Below are 15,841 nucleotides of genomic sequence, written 5' to 3'. Positions count from 1 at the left end.
AGGGCCTGTCGGTTGGATCACGCCGCAGACGCGCGCACGGAACAGCACCGTCACTTTCCTGCGACCTGATCCGAACGACAGGCCCTAAGCCACGAAGGTGCGCGGCGCCTCCGCGCCGCCCACCCCGCCCGACTCCACCAGTCCCGCCGCCGCGGCCAGCCGCACCGCGGCCTCCTCCGCCACCGCCCCGCCCACGGTGAACGGCAGCCGCACATACCCCTCGAACGCCCCGTCCACGCCGAACCGCGGCCCGGACGGCACCCGCACGCCCACCCGCTCCCCCGCCTCCGCGAGCCGAGACCCGGACAGGCCCCCGGTCCGCACCCACAGGGTCAGCCCGCCCTGCGGCACCTCGAACTCCCACCCGGGCAGCTCACGGCGCACGGCCGCCACCAGCTCGTCGCGGTTGGACCGGGCCTGCTCCCGCCGCAGCTCCACGGCCTGCTCCCAACCCCCCGTGCCGAACAGCCAGTTGACGGCCAGCTGCTCCAGCACGGGCGTGCCGAGGTCGGCGTAGGCCCGCGCCGCGACCAGGCTGCGGATCACGTCCGGCGCGGCCCGCACCCACCCGATGCGCATGCCGGCCCAGAACGCCTTGCTCGCCGAGCCCACCGTGATCACGGTCGACCCGGCCGGGTCGAAGGCGCACACCGGCCGGGGCATCCGCACGTCCGGATCGAGCCACAGCTCGCTCATCGTCTCGTCGGCGATCAGCACGGTCCCCGCGGACCGCGCCGCGTCCACCAGCCGCCGCCGCTGGTCCTCGTCCGCGAGCGCGCCCGTCGGGTTGTGGAAGTCGGCGACGACGTAGGCGATCCGGGGCGCGGCGTCGCGCAGGACCTGCCGCCAGCGGTCCATGTCCCAGCCGGCGAGGCCCTCGGCCATCGCGACGGGCACCAGCCGGGCCCCTGCCTCGCGCATCAGCTGGAGGATGTTGGCGTAGGAGGGCGACTCGACGGCGATGCGCTCGCCCCGCCCGCCGAAGAGATGGCAGATCGCGTCGATCGCGCCCATCGCCCCGGTCGTCACCATGATCTGCTCGGGCATGGTCGGGATGCCGCGCGCCGTGTACCGCTCGGCGATCATCGCCCGCAGCGCGGGCAGCCCCGCGGGATAGTCGCCGTGCGTGTGCGCGTACGGCGGCAGCTCCTCCAGCGCCCCCTGCACGGCCCGGGTGAGCCAGGGCTCGGGAGCGGGCAGCGCGGCGCAGCCGAGGTCGATCATCGAGCCCAGGGCCTCCGGCGGCAGGGGCTCCAGCCCTCGCGCGGGCAGCGGGTTCCCGGCCGGTACGGCGGTCCAGCTGCCCGCGCCCCGCCGCGACTCCAGGAAGCCCTCGCTGCGCAGTGCCTCGTAGGCGGCGGCGACCGTCGTGCGGCTGACGGAGAGGGAGAGGGCGAGTTCCCGCTCGGCGGGCAGCCGGGCGGCCACCGGGACACGCCCTTCGAGCACCAGCAGCCGGATGCCGTCGGCGAGCGCGCGGTAGGCCGGCGGGCGGCGCGTGCCGGGCCCCGCCGGGCGGTCCTGCTGGGAGTTGAGCAGCCGGGCGAGCTGTGCCGCCCCCACGGCCGAGGTCCACTGCGCCATCGGAATCAGTCCACCTTCCCCGGATTGGCCCTGGATGGCCACTCCATCCACGCCACAGAGTGTCACGCATCAGTCCACTACCACCACACGGGGGCACCTCATGGCCACGCGGGGACATCTCGCCCGGCGGCTCGTCCAGCTCTACGCCGGTCTCGCGTTGTACGGCGCCAGTTCGGCCCTGCTGGTCCGGTCGGGGCTCGGGCTGGAGCCGTGGAACGTGCTCCACCAGGGCCTCGCCGAGCGGACGGGACTGTCGATCGGGGTCGTCCTGACGATCGTGGGCGCCGCCGTGCTGCTCGCGTGGATCCCGCTGCGCCAGCGCCCGGGCCTCGGCACGATCTCCAACGTGCTGGTGATCGGCATGGCCATGGACGCGACCCTGGCCCTGGTCCCCGACGTCCACGGCTGGGCGCTGCGCGTGACCCTGATGACGGCCGGGATCGTCCTGAACGGCGCGGCGACCGGCCTCTACATCGCCGCGCGCTTCGGCCCGGGCCCGCGCGACGGCCTGATGACCGGCCTGCACCAGCTCACGGGCGTGTCGATCCGCCTGGTGCGGACGGGGATCGAACTCACGGTCGTGGCGACCGGTTTCGCCCTGGGCGGCACCGTCGGGGTCGGCACCCTGCTGTACGCGCTGACCATCGGCCCGCTCGCCCAGCTGTTCCTGCGGGTGTTCGCCGTCCCCGCGGCACCCGTCGGCGGCACGGTCGTTGCCACCGGTCAACCCGAAGGGGCGATACTGCGTCCGTGACCCCGCGGATACGCCATCCCTACCTCGATCATCCCGGCCCGATCGCCTTCGCCCACCGGGGCGGGGCCGCGGACGGCCTGGAGAACACCGTGCGGCAGTTCCGTGTCGCCGTCGAGGCCGGCTACCGGTACATCGAGACCGATGTGCACACCACCCGGGACGGCACCCTCGTCGCCTTCCACGACACGACCCTGGACCGGATGACCGACGGCGCAGGCCGGATCGCCGACCTGCCGTGGTCCGAGGTGCGTCAGGCGCGCGTGGCGGGGCGGGAACCCGTACCGCTCTTCGAGGAGCTCCTGGAGACCTTCCCGGACGTGCGCTGGAACGTGGACGTCAAGGCGGAGGCCGCCCTGCTGCCCTTCCTCGACCTGGCCGGCCGGGCCGGCGCCTGGGACCGGATCTGTCTCGGCTCGTTCTCCGAGGCACGGGTGGTGCGCGCCCAGCGCCTCGCCGGCCCGCGCCTGGCCACCTCGTACGGCACCCGGGGGGTCCTGGCACTGCGCTTGCGCTCCTGGGGGCTGCCGGCGTCGGTGCGCCGCTCGGCGGTCGCCGCGCAGGTGCCGGAAGTCCAGTCCGGCATCCAGGTCGTCGACCACCGCTTCGTCCGGGCCGCCCACGCGCGCGGGCTCCAGGTGCACGTCTGGACGGTCAACGACCCCGAGAGCATGCACCGGCTTCTCGACCTCGGTGTGGATGGCATCATGACCGATCACATCGACACGTTGCGCAGGGTCATGGAGGACCGCGGCGTCTGGGTCTGAGAGCCCGGGCCGGGCGCCTTCGCGCGTTCACGGGGAAGCGAGGGCACGGGTGGGCACCGACACCCTGCGGACACCGCCCGCCGACGGGGCGGCTCTCAGACGCGAGCAGCGCGGCTGGTACTTCTACGACTGGGCGTGCTCCGTCTACTCGACGAGCGTGCTCACCGTGTTCCTCGGCCCTTATCTGACGTCGGTCGCCGAGTCGGCCGCGGACGGCGACGGATACGTCCACCCCCTCGGCGTCCCGGTGCGTGCCGGGTCGTTCTTCGCGTACTCGGTCTCCCTGTCGGTGATCGTGGCGGTGCTGGTGATGCCCCTGGTGGGCGCCGCCGCGGACCGCACCGGCCGCAAGAAGCCGCTCCTCGCGGCCGCCGCGTACACGGGCGCCGGGGCGACGACGGCCATGTTCTTCCTGGACGGCGACCGCTATCTGCTCGGCGGCGCCCTGCTGATCGTCGCCAACGCCGCGCAGTCCGTGGCGATGATGCTCTACAACTCCTACCTGCCGCAGATCGCCCCGCCCGAGCAGCGGGACGCGGTGTCCTCGCGGGGCTGGGCGTTCGGGTACGCGGCGGGCTCGCTCGTCCTCGTCGCCAACCTGGTGCTCTACACCGGCCACGACCGCTTCGGCGTCTCGGAGAGCACGGCCGTGCGCATCTGCCTGGCGTCGGCCGGCCTGTGGTGGGGCGCCTTCGCGCTGATCCCGCTGACCCGGCTCCGCGACCGCCGGTCCCCCACCCGGGGGGCGGCGGCCCTCCCGGGCTTCCGGCAGCTGGCCGCGACCGTCCGCGACATGCGCCGCCACCCGCTGACCCTCGCCTTCCTGCTCGCCTACCTCGTCTACAACGACGGCATCCAGACGGTGATCTCCCAGGCCTCGGTCTACGGCTCCGAGGAACTGGACCTCGGGCAGTCCACCCTGATCGGCGCCGTCCTGCTGGTGCAGGTGCTGGCCGTGGCGGGCGCCCTGACGATGGGACGGCTGGCCCGGGCCTACGGCGCCAAGCGCACGATCCTCGGCTCGCTGATCGCCTGGACGGTCACGCTCGCGGCCGGATTCTTCCTGCCCGCCGGGGAGCCGGTGTGGTTCTTCGTCCTGGCCGCCGGGATCGGCCTGGTCCTCGGCGGCAGCCAGGCGCTGTCCCGCTCCCTGTTCTCCCATCTGGTCCCGCCGGGCAAGGAGGCCGAGTACTTCTCCGCCTACGAGCTGAGCGACCGGGGCATGAGCTGGCTCGGGCCGCTGCTGTTCGGGCTCACCTACCAGCTCACCGGGAGCTATCGGGACGCGATCATCTCGCTGGTGGTCTTCTTCGTCCTGGGATTCGCCCTGCTCGCGCGGGTGCCGGTACGGCGTGCGATCGAAGAAGCGGGGAATCCGGTTCCTGACAGGATTTAGCACTCGACGCGAAAGGGCTGTAGTGTACGCGTTTGGCCTGCCAGGCGGACCGTTACTGCGCGTCAAAGATAGCGAAACGCTGGGTTACATCTGCTAGCAGATGTGACAAACCGGGCGCTGGTGGGTACAACAAGGGCGGCTACGACGGCGACGCATGACCCGGAACGGGACTCGGAACGGGAATCTTTACCGCCGACCGGACGTTGACCGGATGACGACGACAGCGACACCTGTCCTGTGGGCGACAAGCCCGGGAGGCACGATTCATGAGTGAGCGAGCTCTTCGCGGCACGCGCCTCGTGGTGACCAGCTACGAGACGGACCGCGGCATCGACCTGGCCCCGCGCCAGGCCGTGGAGTACGCATGCGAGAAGGGGCACCGCTTCGAGATGCCCTTCTCGGTCGAGGCGGAGATCCCGCCGGAGTGGGAGTGCAAGGTCTGCGGGGCCCAGGCACTCCTGGTGGACGGCGACGGCCCGGAAGAGAAGAAGGCCAAGCCCGCGCGTACGCATTGGGACATGCTGATGGAGCGGCGTACCCGTGAGGAACTCGAAGAGGTCCTCGAGGAGCGTCTGGCGGTTCTTCGCTCCGGTGCGATGAACATCGCTGTTCATCCCCGGGACAGCCGCAAGTCGGCCTAGGTCCCCGCAAGGCCTGGCGGATTGATCAGCGCACATCGGTAACCGCGGGCGCCGTACGAAAGGTACGGCGCCCGCGGTTTTTCATGCGGTGATGCTCATGGCCCGGCGTCGGGTCAGCGCGTCAGCGGCGGGCGCGGCTGCTCGGTGGCGCCGCCGGCCGGTTCGTCCCGGACGACCTCGCCCTGGACGACCTTGCCGTCCGGGCGGTACATGCGGGCCTGCTGGAAGGCGCCGCCCAGGGTGCCCGGGTCGGCCTCGCGGAGCTTGCGCTCGAAGGTGCGCTCGGCGGAGCGGCTCACGGCCTTCTGGACCGGGGGCAGCAGCAGGAGCAGGCCCGCCGCGTCCGACAGCAGACCGGGGATCATCAGGAGCAGGCCGCCCAGCATCATCAGGCCGTTGCCCTCGCTGTCGGGCCGGGCCGCCGCGGGCATCACACCGCTCTGCTGCTGTTGCAGCGTCTCGGAGAGCCTGCGGAAGGCCCGTCGGCCGGCCCGCTTGATGACCACCGAGCCGAGGACGAGGCCCGCCAGCAGGAGCAGGAGGACCACCAGGCTGTTCGACGCGCCGGCGACCAGCGTGAGCAGCCAGATCTCCAGCACGAGCCACGCGGCGATGCCCAACGGCAGGAACGTGCGCAGCCGTGAGCGCCGGGGCCGGGTGGGGTGGCTGGGAGTCTGAGCGCCAGTCGTCATGGCTCCAGTGTGCCTGGCCACGGCTCAGCACGGGATAAGGCCCCGATCAGGCGTTCCTGTGCGCGCCCGGGCCCGGGACGGCTACGGCTTCGGCGGCTTGGGGCCGCGTTCGGTGACGGGCGGTCCGGCGACGCGCCCCGTGACCTTGCCGACGCGCTCCCCCACGCCCCACGCCGTGACCCGCCACAACGCCTCGACGAGGATGTCGCGGCTCATCTTGGAGTCGCCGAGTTCGCGCTCGACGAAGGTGATGGGCACCTCCACGACCTGGTAGCCGGCCTTGACGGCACGGCGGGCGAGGTCCACCTGGAAGCAGTAGCCCTGCGAGGCGACCTCGTCGAGGCCGAGCCCTTCCAGGGTCTCGCGGCGGAAGGCGCGGTATCCGCCGGTGATGTCCCGCAGGGGCAGGTCGAGCGCCAGCCGGGAGTACAGGCTGCCGCCCCGGGAGATCACCTCGCGGGACTTCGGCCAGTTCACCACCCGGCCGCCCGGCACCCAGCGCGAGCCCAGCACCAGGTCGGCGCTCTTGAGGGCGGTGAGCAGGCGGGGCAGTTCCTCGGGCTGGTGGGAGCCGTCGGCGTCCATCTCGACCAGCACGCCGTAGTCGCGCTCCAGGCCCCAGCGGAAGCCCGCGAGGTAGGCGGCGCCGAGGCCCTCCTTGCCCTTGCGGTGCAGCACGTGGACGTGGTCGTCCGAGACCGCCAGTTCGTCGGCGAGCTTGCCGGTGCCGTCCGGGCTGTTGTCGTCGGCCACGAGCACGTGCGCCTCCGGGACGGCCTCGCGCACCCGGCCGACGATGCTCTTGATGTTCTCCGCCTCGTTGTAGGTCGGGATGATCACCAAGGCCGTGCCGAGCGGGCCGAACTTCCTCCCCTGGGCTCCTGCCGCGAGGGTGCCGTCACCGTCGTTCACTGCTGCCCCTTCATGTCCGTACGCAGGGGTCCACCATAGTGGCCCCCGCCTGCGCCGACGTGACGGGACGTTCGCATGGTGGTGTCGCATCCGCATGACAGGGGGCAGGAGCGCGCCCCGGCGGCGCGCGTACGGCGGATGGGGGCCCGGCGCCCTTCGGGCCGACCTGGGATCCGCCGGCTGCGGATCGACCCAAAGCCGTTGTCTACTGAGCGCCCGGGCCCCACCCGGGTCACACCTCCCCGACCGGCCGGAACGCTCCCTCGACGCTGCGCCGGCCTGAGCCTGGCTCCCAGTGGCGGTGCCCCGGTGCGGCACACCGTCCCTGACCCGGCGGCGCTGCGGCGAGTGTGCGAACGCTCCCCGGTCGGGCGTCCGGTGGTGGACTCGGCCGAACCTACCGGCCCCCTGCGGCTGCCTGTCAACAGCCGTCTGACCTGCGCATTGCGCGACAAAGACCTGGTCAGTGCGGTGGATGCGCAGGTCGCGCGCGGGGGGCGCGGCGCACGATCGCGTGCGCGCCACCCCCGTAGATCACTCGCCCGGCCGTACGAAGACGGTGCGTCCGCCGACGACGGTCCGCAGGCAGACGGGCAGGTCGCGGCCCGGGGTCAGGTCGGGCAGCCCCGGGGTGCCGGAGCGGGGGTCGGTCGACCAGCGGGCGACCCGGTCGTCCGGGGCCTGGACGACGAGTTCCCCGGTGCGCCAGACGGCGTAGTCGGCCGGGGCGCCCGGGACCAGGACCCCCGCGTCGTCCCGTCCGACGGCCCGCCAGCCGCCGCGCGTGTGGGCCGTGAAGGCGGCGCGTACGGAGACGCGGTGCTCCGGCGTGCGGTGGAAGGCGGCGGCCCGGACCGTGCCCCAGGGGTCGAGCGGGGTGACCGGGCTGTCGGAGCCGAAGGCGAGCGGCACACCGGCCCGCAGCAGGGCCGCGAAGGGGTTCAGGCCGCGGGCGCGCTCCGCTCCGAGCCGCTGGGCGTACATGCCCTCCCCGCCGCCCCACAGGGCGTCGAAGGCGGGCTGGACGGAGGCGGTGAGCCCCAGTTCGGCGAAGGCGGCGATCGACTCGGGGGTGAGCATCTCGGCGTGCTCGACGCGGTGCCGGGCGGCCCGGATCCGGGCCAGGCCCAGCTTCTCGGCGGCGGCTCGCACGCCCTCGACCACGGCGTCCACGGCCGCGTCGCCGATGGCGTGGAAGCCGGCCTGCAGCCCGGCCTCGGTGCAGGCGACGACGTGCGCGGCGATCGCGGTGGCGTCCAGGTACGCCCGGCCGGTGTGCCCGGCGTCGGCGTACGGCTCGTGCAGGCAGGCCGTGTGCGAGCCGAGGGCGCCGTCGGCGAACAGGTCGCCGGCGGCGCCGATCGCGCCCAGCTCGCGCGCCTTGGCGACGTCCTGCTCGGCCCAGTAGCCGACGACGCGGGGCCCGGGCTCCTCGGCGGCCAGGCGCAGCAGGCCGGTGAAGTCGTCCTCGGAGGAGATCTCCGGGCCGGCGCACTCGTGGAGCGTGCCGATGCCGAGCGCTGCGGCGTGCGCCAGGGCGGCGCGCTGCGCCTCGGTGCGCTGCCGGGGCGTGACGGCGGCGAGCGCGGCGGCCCGTACGGCGTGGTGGGCATCGCCCGTGAGCGGCCCGTCCTCGCGCGGTGCGCCCGGGACCAGGTCGAGCAGAGCCGTCGTGACGACCGCCGAGTGGACGTCGATCCGGCTGAGGTAGAGCGGCCGGTGCCCGGTGGCCTCGTCGAGCTCGGCACGGGTGGGCGGACGGCCGCCGGGCCAGCGCGCGGCGTCCCAGCCGTGCCCGAGCAGTACGCGGTCCCGCGGACGGGCGGCGGCGAAGTCCCGGACGAGGGCGAGGGCGGCTTCGAGGGAGGGGGCGTTCGACAGGTCGAGGCCGGTGAGGGCGAGGCCGGTGGCCGTGGTGTGCACATGCGCGTCCGTGAACGCGGGGGTGACCAGCGCTCCGTCGAGGTCGACGACCTCGTCGACCCCGTCCGCGAAGGCGTCGGCGGCACCCTCGGAACCGACCCAGGCGACCTGTCCCCGCTCCACGACCATCGCGGTGGCGAACGGATCGGCGGGGCTGTGCACCTCTCCGCGACGGAGGAGGACGGTCCGGGGCGGTGTGGGGGACTCACTCATGGAGCACAGTTTCACAGGCCCCGCTCGCGCGCCCCGCGAAGGGGTGGAGCCGCCGGGTCAGATCCTGGGCGGCCGCGCCTCGTACGGCGTGGAGAGCACCACCGTCGTCCGCGTGGACACGCCCGCCAGCGACCGCACCCGCGCCAGCAGCTCCTCCAGCTCGTGCGGGGTCGCCACCCGCACCTTGAGGATGTAGTTCTCGTCGCCGGCCACGCTGTGGCACGCCTCGATCTCCGGCACCCCGGCCAGCCGGTCCGCGATGTCGTCCGGCGCGCTCGGGTCGAACGGCTTCACCGAGATGAACGCGGTCATCGGCAACCCCACGGCCTCCGCGTCCACGACCGCCGCGTAGCCCCGGATGACCCCCCGCTGCTCCAGCCGTCGCACCCGCTGGTGCACGGCCGAGGTGGACAACCCCGTGGCCTTGCCCAGGTCGGTGTAGCTCATCCGCCCGTCCTTGACGAGCAGCTGCACGATCTGTCGGTCCAGCTCCTCCATGGCGCAAGAACCTACAGGGCGGTTGATCTCCTCGGATACCTGAGGAGCCCAGGTCATACCCGGTTCGTGATGTGGCCGGAAGCCGACGGTCCGCCGTCGGGGGGACAAACCCGCCACAGGGAGCACCCGCGCGCGCCATGTGACGAACGCCACAGGTCTCGAACATTCTCCGTGATGTTCTCGTGATTACCGCCCCGGGGGGACGGGAAGTGCTTGCTGTGGTCGAGGCCGCAGTGCCTGATACGGCCCAGCCCGAGGGGGAGTACCCAATGCAGAGTCTCAAGCGCCCTGGTCGCACCGCACCCAAGCGGCCGCAGCTCGTCGTCGAGCCCGAGCCGGAGGGCGTCGAACCCGACGCGTACGACGACGAACTCGACGCGTACGACACTTTCGAGATGTTCCGGGTCGTCTGCCCGGACTGCGCGCAGCCCATCGCCCTGCTGGCGGACGAGGAGGTGCTGCCGGAGCACGCGCTGTGCGCCTCGCCGTGGAACCCGTTCGGGCTCACGGTCTGCGCCGGCACCGGCCGCAGGGCCTCGGACGCCCGCCCCGCGGACGAGTCCGTGGATCCGCAGGAGCAGGACACCGCCCTGCTGTTGACGCTCCCTCAGGGACTCGACTGGCGCACGCAGCCCTTCTCGCACGTCGGCGGCCCGGGCTCGCGCCCGATCAGGGTCCCGGTCATGCGCCGCGACGCGGCCTGAGCGCGGGCCCGCGCCGCCCGTTCGCTCCACCCCGATGACGGCCCGCGCCACGGCACCCTGACTGCCGTGGTGCGGGCCCGGTGCGTCCGCGGCCGGGAGCCCGGGAACGCACGCCCGATTCCACCAGCCGGTGACCTGTCCGGCCTCTGCCGCGTTGCCCGGGTATGACCCCCATCTCCTCAGCGACCGGGCGTCAGCGCCTCCTGTACGTCCCGCCGCCCGCAGAATCGGTTCGGCCGAGTCCGCCGCTGTATCAGGACCCGCCGATCTACCGCGACCTGATGCGCGCCTGGGCCGAGCGCGGGCGCACTCTGCCGGGCCGGCACGACCCGGAGTGGATGCGGCTCGCGGCGCCCTGGCGGGGCCTGGACCAGTTCAGCGTTCCTCTGGCCCCACGAGATGGCGGGCGATGACCATGCGCTGGATCTGGTTGGTGCCCTCGACGATCTGCAGCACCTTGGCCTCGCGCATGTAGCGCTCGGCCGGGAAGTCGGCGGTGTAGCCGTAGCCGCCGAGGATCTGCACGGCGTCGGTGGTGACCCGCATCGCCGTGTCGGTGCAGTGCAGCTTGGCCATGGCCGCCTGCCGGGCGAACGGCCGGCCCGCGTCGCGCAGCCGGGCCGCCGCGACGTAGAGCGCGCGGCCCGCCTCGATCTGCGTCGCCATGTCGGCGAGCATGAAGCGCAGCCCCTGGAAGTCGGCGATCGGCCTGCCGAACTGGCGGCGCTGCGCCGCGTACGACAGCGCCTCGTCGAGCGCCGCCTGCGCCAGGCCGATCGCGCACGCCGCGATGCCGAGCCGCCCGGAGTCCAGGGACGACAGGGCGATCGCGAAGCCCAGTCCCTCCTCGCCGATGCGCCGCGCGTCGGAGACCCGCACGCCGTCGAAGTGGACCTGGGCGGTGGGCGAGCCCTTCATGCCCATCTTCTTCTCGGGCGGAGCGGCGCTCACCCCCGGCGCGTCGCCGGGCACCAGGAAGGCGGTGATCCCGCGCGGGCCCTCCTCGCCGGTGCGCGCCATGACCGTGTAGAAGTCGGCGATGCCGCCGTGGGTGATCCAGGCCTTGGAACCGGTGATCACCCAGTCGTCGCCGTCCCGCACGGCCCGGGTGCGCAGCGCGGCGGCGTCCGACCCGGAGTGCGGCTCGGAGAGGCAGTAGGCGCCGAGCAGGCCACCGCCGAGCATCGCGGGCAGGTGCTCGACCTGCTGTTCCTTGGTTCCGTAGGCGGCGAGGGCGTAGGAGGCAAGGGTGTGCACGCTGACGCCGAGGCCGACGGTGAGGCGGGCTGCCGCGAGCTCCTCCAGGGCCTGGAGGTACACCTCGTAGGGCTGGTCGCCGCCGCCGTACTCGGAGTCGTAGGGCAGGCCGAGCAGGCCGGAGCGCGAGAGCAGGGTGAACAGCTCGCGTGGGAACCGGCCGGCGTCCTCCTCCTCGGCCGCCTTCGGGACGATCTCCTGCTGCGCGATGTCGCGGACGAGCGAGATCAGGTCCCGGGCCTCCTCCGTGGGCAGTTGCCGGTCCACCGGCTGCGGGGCGCGGTCGGGCATGGCGACGCTCTCCTCCCTGTCGGGCGCTGGCGGACGTGCCCAAGGGTGGGGGCGGCGCCGCCGGGTCGTTCTGGTGCCTGGCCGATGCTTGCAGTCCCGGGTCGCGGAAGCTGCTGACCAGCGGCTGTGCGCTGTGAGTATGCCCGATCGGACGCATGGCGTCACCAGTTAACGACCGCTTACTTCAAGAAAGGGCGGAGTGCGTCGGCGGCGGCGAAATTGGTCCGCACCATTGACCAACTGGTCTAGTCCTCCTACTGTTTCGCTCCACCGACTCACCGCGTTCATGCCAATGAGCGCGTCGTTCCCCTCCCCCCACGAGGAGACAGCGGATGCACACCCCCCACCCCTCCCGCTTCCGGGCCATCGTGTCCGCCGCCTGTTGCGCCGTCCTCGGCGCCGGGCTGCTGGCCGGCGCGGGCACCACCGCCACCGCGGCGACCTCGGCTCAGGAGGCCGCCGCGGACGTGAAGGCCGCCCCCCAGGCCGAGGCGGCGGGTTCCAAGGTCCTCGGGTACTTCACCGAATGGGGCACCTACGACCGCAAGTACCACGTCAAGAACATCGAGACGTCCGGCTCGGGCGCCAAGCTCACCCACATCAACTACGCGTTCGGCAACGTCACCGGCGGCAAGTGCGCCATGGGCGACGCCTATGCCGCCACCGACCGGGCGTACACCGCCGCCGACTCCGTCGACGGCAAGGCCGACACCTGGGACCAGCCGCTGCGCGGCAACTTCAACCAGCTGCGCAAGCTGAAGCAGAAGCACCCGGACCTCAAGGTGCTGTGGTCCTTCGGCGGTTGGACCTGGTCGGCAGGGTTCGCCGAGGCCGCGAAGAACCCGGCCGCGTTCGCCCAGTCCTGCTACGACCTGGTCGAGAACTCCAAGTGGGCCGACGTCTTCGACGGCATCGACATCGACTGGGAGTACCCGAACGCCTGCGGTGCCACCTGCGACACCAGCGGCAAGGACGCCTTCACGAACCTGATGCAGGCCCTGCGCGCCAAGTTCGGCTCGCAGAACCTGGTCACCGCGGCGATCACCGCCGACGCCACCCCGGGCGGCAAGATCGACGCCGCGGACTACGCGGGCGCCGCCCAGTACGTCGACTGGTACAACCCGATGACGTACGACTTCTTCGGCGCCTGGGACGCCGCCGGACCGACGGCCCCGCACTCGCCGCTGACCTCGTACGCCGGCATACCGAAGGCGGACAACCACAGCTCCGCGACCATCGCGAAACTGAAGGGCCTCGGCATCCCCGCCTCGAAGCTGCTGCTCGGCATCGGCTTCTACGGCCGCGGCTGGACCGGCGTCACCCAGGCGGCGCCCGGCGGCACCGCGACCGGCCCGGCGGCGGGCACGTACGAGCCGGGCATCGAGGACTACAAGGTCCTCAAGACCAAGTGCCCGGCGACGGGGACGGTGGCCGGCACGGCGTACGCCAAGTGCGGCAGCGACTGGTGGAGTTACGACACCCCGGCGACCATCGCGACCAAGATGGACTACAAGAACCAGCAGGGTCTGGGCGGCACGTTCTTCTGGGAGCTGAGCGGCGACACCGCCGACGGTGAGCTCATCAAGGCCATCGAGTAGGCCCCGGGCGATCGAGGGGGCGGAGGGTCCGTGCGGACGCTCCGCCCCTTTCTCATGCGCCCCGGCGGGCGGGTTCGGGAACCCGGTAGGCCGGGTCCAGCTCCTCGATGGCCCGCAGGGTGCCGCCGAGCGTCTTCACCAGCAGCTCGCACATGGTCGCGCGGGGCAGATCCGGACGGTCGATCCACTCCAGCGTGGCGCCCTCGACGCTGCACACCCAGGCGAGCAGGGCCATGCGCGCCAGCGGGGTGACGTCGGCGCGGCCGTACGCCCCCTCGGCGATGGTGGCGACGACGGCCGCGCGCACCCCGTCGCGCAGGGCGTGCACCTCCGTGTCGAAGCCGACGCCGCCGCTGACGATCGTGCGGTACGCGGCCTGATGGTGCTCGGCGTAGCGCAGATAGCTGTCGACGGTGCGCTGGACCCGGTCGACCGGGGGCAGTTCGGGACCGCTCGCCGCCAGCGTGATCAACTCGGTGACGGAGTCCTGGATGATCGCCAGGTAGTAGCCGCGCTTGGACTGGAAGTAGTAGTAGATCAGCCCCTTGGCGACGTGCGCCTGCCGGGCGATGTCGTCCATCGACAGGGCGTCGTAGGACGTGTCGGCGAACAACCTCCGCCCGATGGCGATGAGTTCGGCACGGCGCGCCGTCGAGCGCTCGGTGCCGCGGGCCCGGGGGCGCGCGGCGGGCTGGGGGCTGATATTCAATTTCGACCCTGGTCTCACGGGCGGGGGCGGGACCTTCGCAGTATGGCAGGCCCCACACCCGGGGCGTGGGTCAGGTCACAGCAGCCCGAGCTGGGTCACCAGCATCGCGACGACCACGACCAGGGTCCAGCCCATGACGTGCTCGACGATCTTCGGGCCGTCTTCCCGAGGGCCGCCGGTGCGGACGCCGGCGGCGGAGGTGGTGACGGAGGCGGTGGCGGTGGCGGTGGCGGAGTACGCGGTCATGGTTCTCGCTCGTTCGGTGGTGCGGACGGACTTCCCCCGAAGTTCTGTCCCACCTTGCCACCCAGAGCGGCTTATGCGGCCGAGAGCTTGGTCACACGCGTACGCCCACGGCCGCCAGGGCCTTGCGCTGGGCCGCGGTCGGGCTCGCCGGGAAGTAGAGGTAGCAGACGCCACCGGTGCCGGAGGCGACCGCGCCGGAGCTGTTGTACCGCTTGGTCCGCAGCCAGATGTTCTCGAACTCGCGCCGCCGGTAGACGCGCCGCACGGCCTCGTTGCTCTCGGAGTACGGGTCGTTGGCGATCACGTCGCCGGCCGCGGTGAAGCCGATGACGGTCATGAGGTGCCCGGCGGTGCCGTACCCGGCCCCGGTCAGCTCCCCCTTCGTGAAGGACTGGGACGTTATGGCCGGGACGCCGGCCGCGATCAGCGTTTCCAGGTCGGTCAGCGAGCCGAGCCGGGTGACCACGCCCGCGAGGCCCTCGAAGGTGGCCGCGTAGGCGGCGTTGAACGGCCAGTTGCCGCAGCCGCCGTACTGATGGTCGTAGGTGAACCGGGCGGCGTGGCAGACCTGCGGATCGGCGTACGAGGGGTTCACCCAGGCCAGCTGCTCGGGGGTGAGCCGGCCTCCCCAGTACTCGATGATCATCTGGGAGGAGGTGGGGCTGCACCAGGCCTCACCGCCGTTGTCGTACTCGGGGTACTGACCCTTGTGGATCTCCTGCGAGTAGCGGGGGACGGCCAGTTCCCTCGCGAGGCCGGGCCGGGAGGCCGGGACGGTGAAGCGGGCGGGGACGTCGGAGCCCATCGCGTGCAGCCGCCGGACGGTGGGTGTGGCCCGGGTGCCGGGCCTGCGGTACAGGGTCAGGCGCAGGCGGCAGGCGGTCAGGCGCAGTCCGCTCGACGGGTCGTCGACCGCCAGGGTGTCCGTCCAGACGGTGCTGCGGCCGTCGCTCTGGTCGTCGAGGGAGGTCCGGCGGATGTCCTGGTCGCCGGCGGCCCACCGGCCCATCACGTACCAGGGGCTGCTGGTGCCGTCCGGATAGGCGGCCCGGGCCTCGATCTGGATCCAGGTGCCGGGCGGGGTGTGCGCGTTCCAGGAGACGATCGCCTCCGTGGCGGGGACGGCGAGCCGGTGCGCGGGGGACGTCCAGGTGCCGTACTCCCAGGAGGCGGTGGTGCCGGTGTGCGGGTCCGTGTAGGCGGTGGTTCCGGCGGGCGTGGCGAGGACCAGGCCCGGGTGGTCGCCGGCGACGGCGCGGGTGCCCCGGGCGGTTCCGGAGCACCAGTCGCCGTGGGAGAACCAGGCCCGGTTGTCCACGGTCCGGGCCGGGACGACCCGGTCGGCGGCGAGGTCGGTCGTCATCGTGGCCTCGGGTTCGGCGGCCGCCGGGTCCGCGCTCGCGGAGACGGCGGCGGCGGCCAGGGCGGCCAGGACGGTTCTGCGGGACGGCTGGTCGACTCTGCTCATGACGGGACCCCCGGTGGTCGGAGTCGGGCAGGGGCGGGGCAGATCCGGCACACGGTCGGTCACATCCGTGTGTGCGCCACATATGAGCACAGCCCGCCCGGTCCTGCCAGCACTTCGACCCGCGCCACGCCCACCAATATTGGCGTCGACCTGTGGCGCCGGGCGACGACACCGTCGTCGGAGCGGTGCGA

General features: G+C 72.7%; 15 protein-coding genes. 6 read left to right on the top strand and 9 right to left on the bottom strand.

What is annotated here, in order from left to right; all coding sequences use genetic code 11:
* Nucleotides 1-84: 84 nt before the first annotated feature.
* Entirely contained in the window at nucleotides 85-1,584 is a 1,500-nt protein-coding gene (locus RIN80_RS08145; RefSeq protein ID WP_309094831.1) for a PLP-dependent aminotransferase family protein, read from the bottom strand.
* 100 nt (nucleotides 1,585-1,684) lie between these two features.
* Between RIN80_RS08145 and RIN80_RS08140 the strand changes: the two genes are divergently transcribed.
* The 4 genes from RIN80_RS08140 (at nucleotide 1,685) to RIN80_RS08125 (ending at nucleotide 5,139) form a co-directional block, all read left to right on the top strand.
* Nucleotides 1,685-2,338, top strand: a complete 654-nt coding sequence (locus RIN80_RS08140) for a hypothetical protein (RefSeq protein WP_309094830.1) — start codon at nucleotides 1,685-1,687, stop codon at nucleotides 2,336-2,338.
* Nucleotides 2,335-3,102, top strand: a complete 768-nt coding sequence (locus RIN80_RS08135; protein WP_309094829.1) for a glycerophosphodiester phosphodiesterase — start codon at nucleotides 2,335-2,337, stop codon at nucleotides 3,100-3,102. The genes RIN80_RS08140 and RIN80_RS08135 overlap by 4 nt, the downstream gene beginning before the upstream one ends.
* Nucleotides 3,103-3,151: 49 nt before the next feature.
* Nucleotides 3,152-4,498, top strand: coding sequence for an MFS transporter (locus tag RIN80_RS08130; RefSeq protein WP_309094828.1), 1,347 nt, complete (start codon nucleotides 3,152-3,154; stop codon nucleotides 4,496-4,498).
* 266 nt (nucleotides 4,499-4,764) lie between these two features.
* The gene (locus tag RIN80_RS08125; RefSeq protein ID WP_003977404.1) at nucleotides 4,765-5,139 is read left to right on the top strand and encodes an RNA polymerase-binding protein RbpA; all 375 of its coding nucleotides are present in this window, start codon (nucleotides 4,765-4,767) and stop codon (nucleotides 5,137-5,139) included.
* A gap of 113 nt (nucleotides 5,140-5,252) precedes the next feature.
* Here RIN80_RS08125 and fxsA read toward each other — a convergent pair whose 3' ends face one another.
* From fxsA to RIN80_RS08105, 4 genes are all read right to left on the bottom strand, one after another.
* The gene (gene fxsA / locus RIN80_RS08120) at nucleotides 5,253-5,831 is read right to left on the bottom strand and encodes an FxsA family membrane protein (protein ID WP_309094827.1); all 579 of its coding nucleotides are present in this window, start codon (nucleotides 5,829-5,831) and stop codon (nucleotides 5,253-5,255) included.
* An 81-nt stretch (nucleotides 5,832-5,912) separates the two neighbouring features.
* Nucleotides 5,913-6,743 carry a polyprenol monophosphomannose synthase gene (locus RIN80_RS08115; protein ID WP_309094826.1) on the bottom strand — a complete coding sequence of 277 codons (831 nt, stop codon included), beginning with the start codon at nucleotides 6,741-6,743 and terminating at the stop codon, nucleotides 5,913-5,915.
* A gap of 534 nt (nucleotides 6,744-7,277) precedes the next feature.
* The gene (locus tag RIN80_RS08110) at nucleotides 7,278-8,879 is read right to left on the bottom strand and encodes an amidohydrolase (RefSeq protein ID WP_309094825.1); all 1,602 of its coding nucleotides are present in this window, start codon (nucleotides 8,877-8,879) and stop codon (nucleotides 7,278-7,280) included.
* 57 nt (nucleotides 8,880-8,936) lie between these two features.
* A complete protein-coding gene (locus tag RIN80_RS08105; RefSeq protein WP_306188601.1) occupies nucleotides 8,937-9,377 on the bottom strand; it encodes an Lrp/AsnC family transcriptional regulator in 441 nt (146 codons plus the stop codon).
* Nucleotides 9,378-9,646: 269 nt separating this feature from the next.
* Between RIN80_RS08105 and RIN80_RS08100 the strand changes: the two genes are divergently transcribed.
* Nucleotides 9,647-10,081 (top strand): hypothetical protein, encoded by a 435-nt coding sequence (locus RIN80_RS08100; protein WP_309094824.1) that lies wholly within the window; start codon nucleotides 9,647-9,649, stop codon nucleotides 10,079-10,081.
* A 375-nt stretch (nucleotides 10,082-10,456) separates the two neighbouring features.
* Here RIN80_RS08100 and RIN80_RS08095 read toward each other — a convergent pair whose 3' ends face one another.
* Nucleotides 10,457-11,629, bottom strand: a complete 1,173-nt coding sequence (locus RIN80_RS08095; RefSeq protein WP_309094823.1) for an acyl-CoA dehydrogenase family protein — start codon at nucleotides 11,627-11,629, stop codon at nucleotides 10,457-10,459.
* 332 nt (nucleotides 11,630-11,961) lie between these two features.
* Here RIN80_RS08095 and RIN80_RS08090 point away from each other — a divergent pair, with 332 nt between their 5' ends.
* Nucleotides 11,962-13,227, top strand: coding sequence for a glycoside hydrolase family 18 protein (locus RIN80_RS08090; protein ID WP_309094822.1), 1,266 nt, complete (start codon nucleotides 11,962-11,964; stop codon nucleotides 13,225-13,227).
* Nucleotides 13,228-13,279: 52 nt separating this feature from the next.
* Here the strand turns inward: RIN80_RS08090 and RIN80_RS08085 are convergent, their stop codons facing one another.
* The 3 genes from RIN80_RS08085 to RIN80_RS08075 all read right to left on the bottom strand — a co-directional run bounded on the left by RIN80_RS08085 (nucleotide 13,280) and on the right by RIN80_RS08075 (nucleotide 15,650).
* On the bottom strand, nucleotides 13,280-13,936 hold the full coding sequence (locus RIN80_RS08085) for a TetR/AcrR family transcriptional regulator (RefSeq protein WP_309094821.1): 657 nt from the start codon (nucleotides 13,934-13,936) through the stop codon (nucleotides 13,280-13,282).
* Nucleotides 13,937-14,011: 75 nt separating this feature from the next.
* Nucleotides 14,012-14,182: an SCO1431 family membrane protein gene (locus RIN80_RS08080; RefSeq protein ID WP_309094820.1), complete on the bottom strand. Its 171-nt coding sequence runs from the start codon at nucleotides 14,180-14,182 to the stop codon at nucleotides 14,012-14,014.
* 91 nt (nucleotides 14,183-14,273) lie between these two features.
* Nucleotides 14,274-15,650, bottom strand: coding sequence for a peptidase C39 family protein (locus RIN80_RS08075; RefSeq protein WP_309094819.1), 1,377 nt, complete (start codon nucleotides 15,648-15,650; stop codon nucleotides 14,274-14,276).
* Nucleotides 15,651-15,841: the final 191 nt, after the last annotated feature.

It is taken from the genome of Streptomyces sp. (assembly GCF_031181705.1).
Taxonomy (GTDB): domain Bacteria; phylum Actinomycetota; class Actinomycetes; order Streptomycetales; family Streptomycetaceae; genus Streptomyces.
Note: the sequence above shows the minus strand (reverse complement) of the source record. Positions and strands in the feature narration are given on the sequence as shown.

Bases quoted from the DNA above. Each gene is read 5' to 3' on its own strand.
- fxsA (WP_309094827.1), bottom strand. From the start codon at position 5,831: ATGACGACTGGCGCTCAGACTCCCAGCCACCCCACCCGGCCCCGGCGC.
- RIN80_RS08080 (WP_309094820.1), bottom strand. From the start codon at position 14,182: ATGACCGCGTACTCCGCCACCGCCACCGCCACCGCCTCCGTCACCACC.
- RIN80_RS08100 (WP_309094824.1), top strand. From the start codon at position 9,647: ATGCAGAGTCTCAAGCGCCCTGGTCGCACCGCACCCAAGCGGCCGCAG.
- RIN80_RS08145 (WP_309094831.1), bottom strand. From the start codon at position 1,584: ATGGCGCAGTGGACCTCGGCCGTGGGGGCGGCACAGCTCGCCCGGCTG.
- RIN80_RS08105 (WP_306188601.1), bottom strand. From the start codon at position 9,377: ATGGAGGAGCTGGACCGACAGATCGTGCAGCTGCTCGTCAAGGACGGG.
- RIN80_RS08140 (WP_309094830.1), top strand. From the start codon at position 1,685: ATGGCCACGCGGGGACATCTCGCCCGGCGGCTCGTCCAGCTCTACGCC.
- RIN80_RS08090 (WP_309094822.1), top strand. From the start codon at position 11,962: ATGCACACCCCCCACCCCTCCCGCTTCCGGGCCATCGTGTCCGCCGCC.
- RIN80_RS08125 (WP_003977404.1), top strand. From the start codon at position 4,765: ATGAGTGAGCGAGCTCTTCGCGGCACGCGCCTCGTGGTGACCAGCTAC.
- RIN80_RS08095 (WP_309094823.1), bottom strand. From the start codon at position 11,629: ATGCCCGACCGCGCCCCGCAGCCGGTGGACCGGCAACTGCCCACGGAG.
- RIN80_RS08075 (WP_309094819.1), bottom strand. From the start codon at position 15,650: ATGAGCAGAGTCGACCAGCCGTCCCGCAGAACCGTCCTGGCCGCCCTG.
- RIN80_RS08110 (WP_309094825.1), bottom strand. From the start codon at position 8,879: ATGAGTGAGTCCCCCACACCGCCCCGGACCGTCCTCCTCCGTCGCGGA.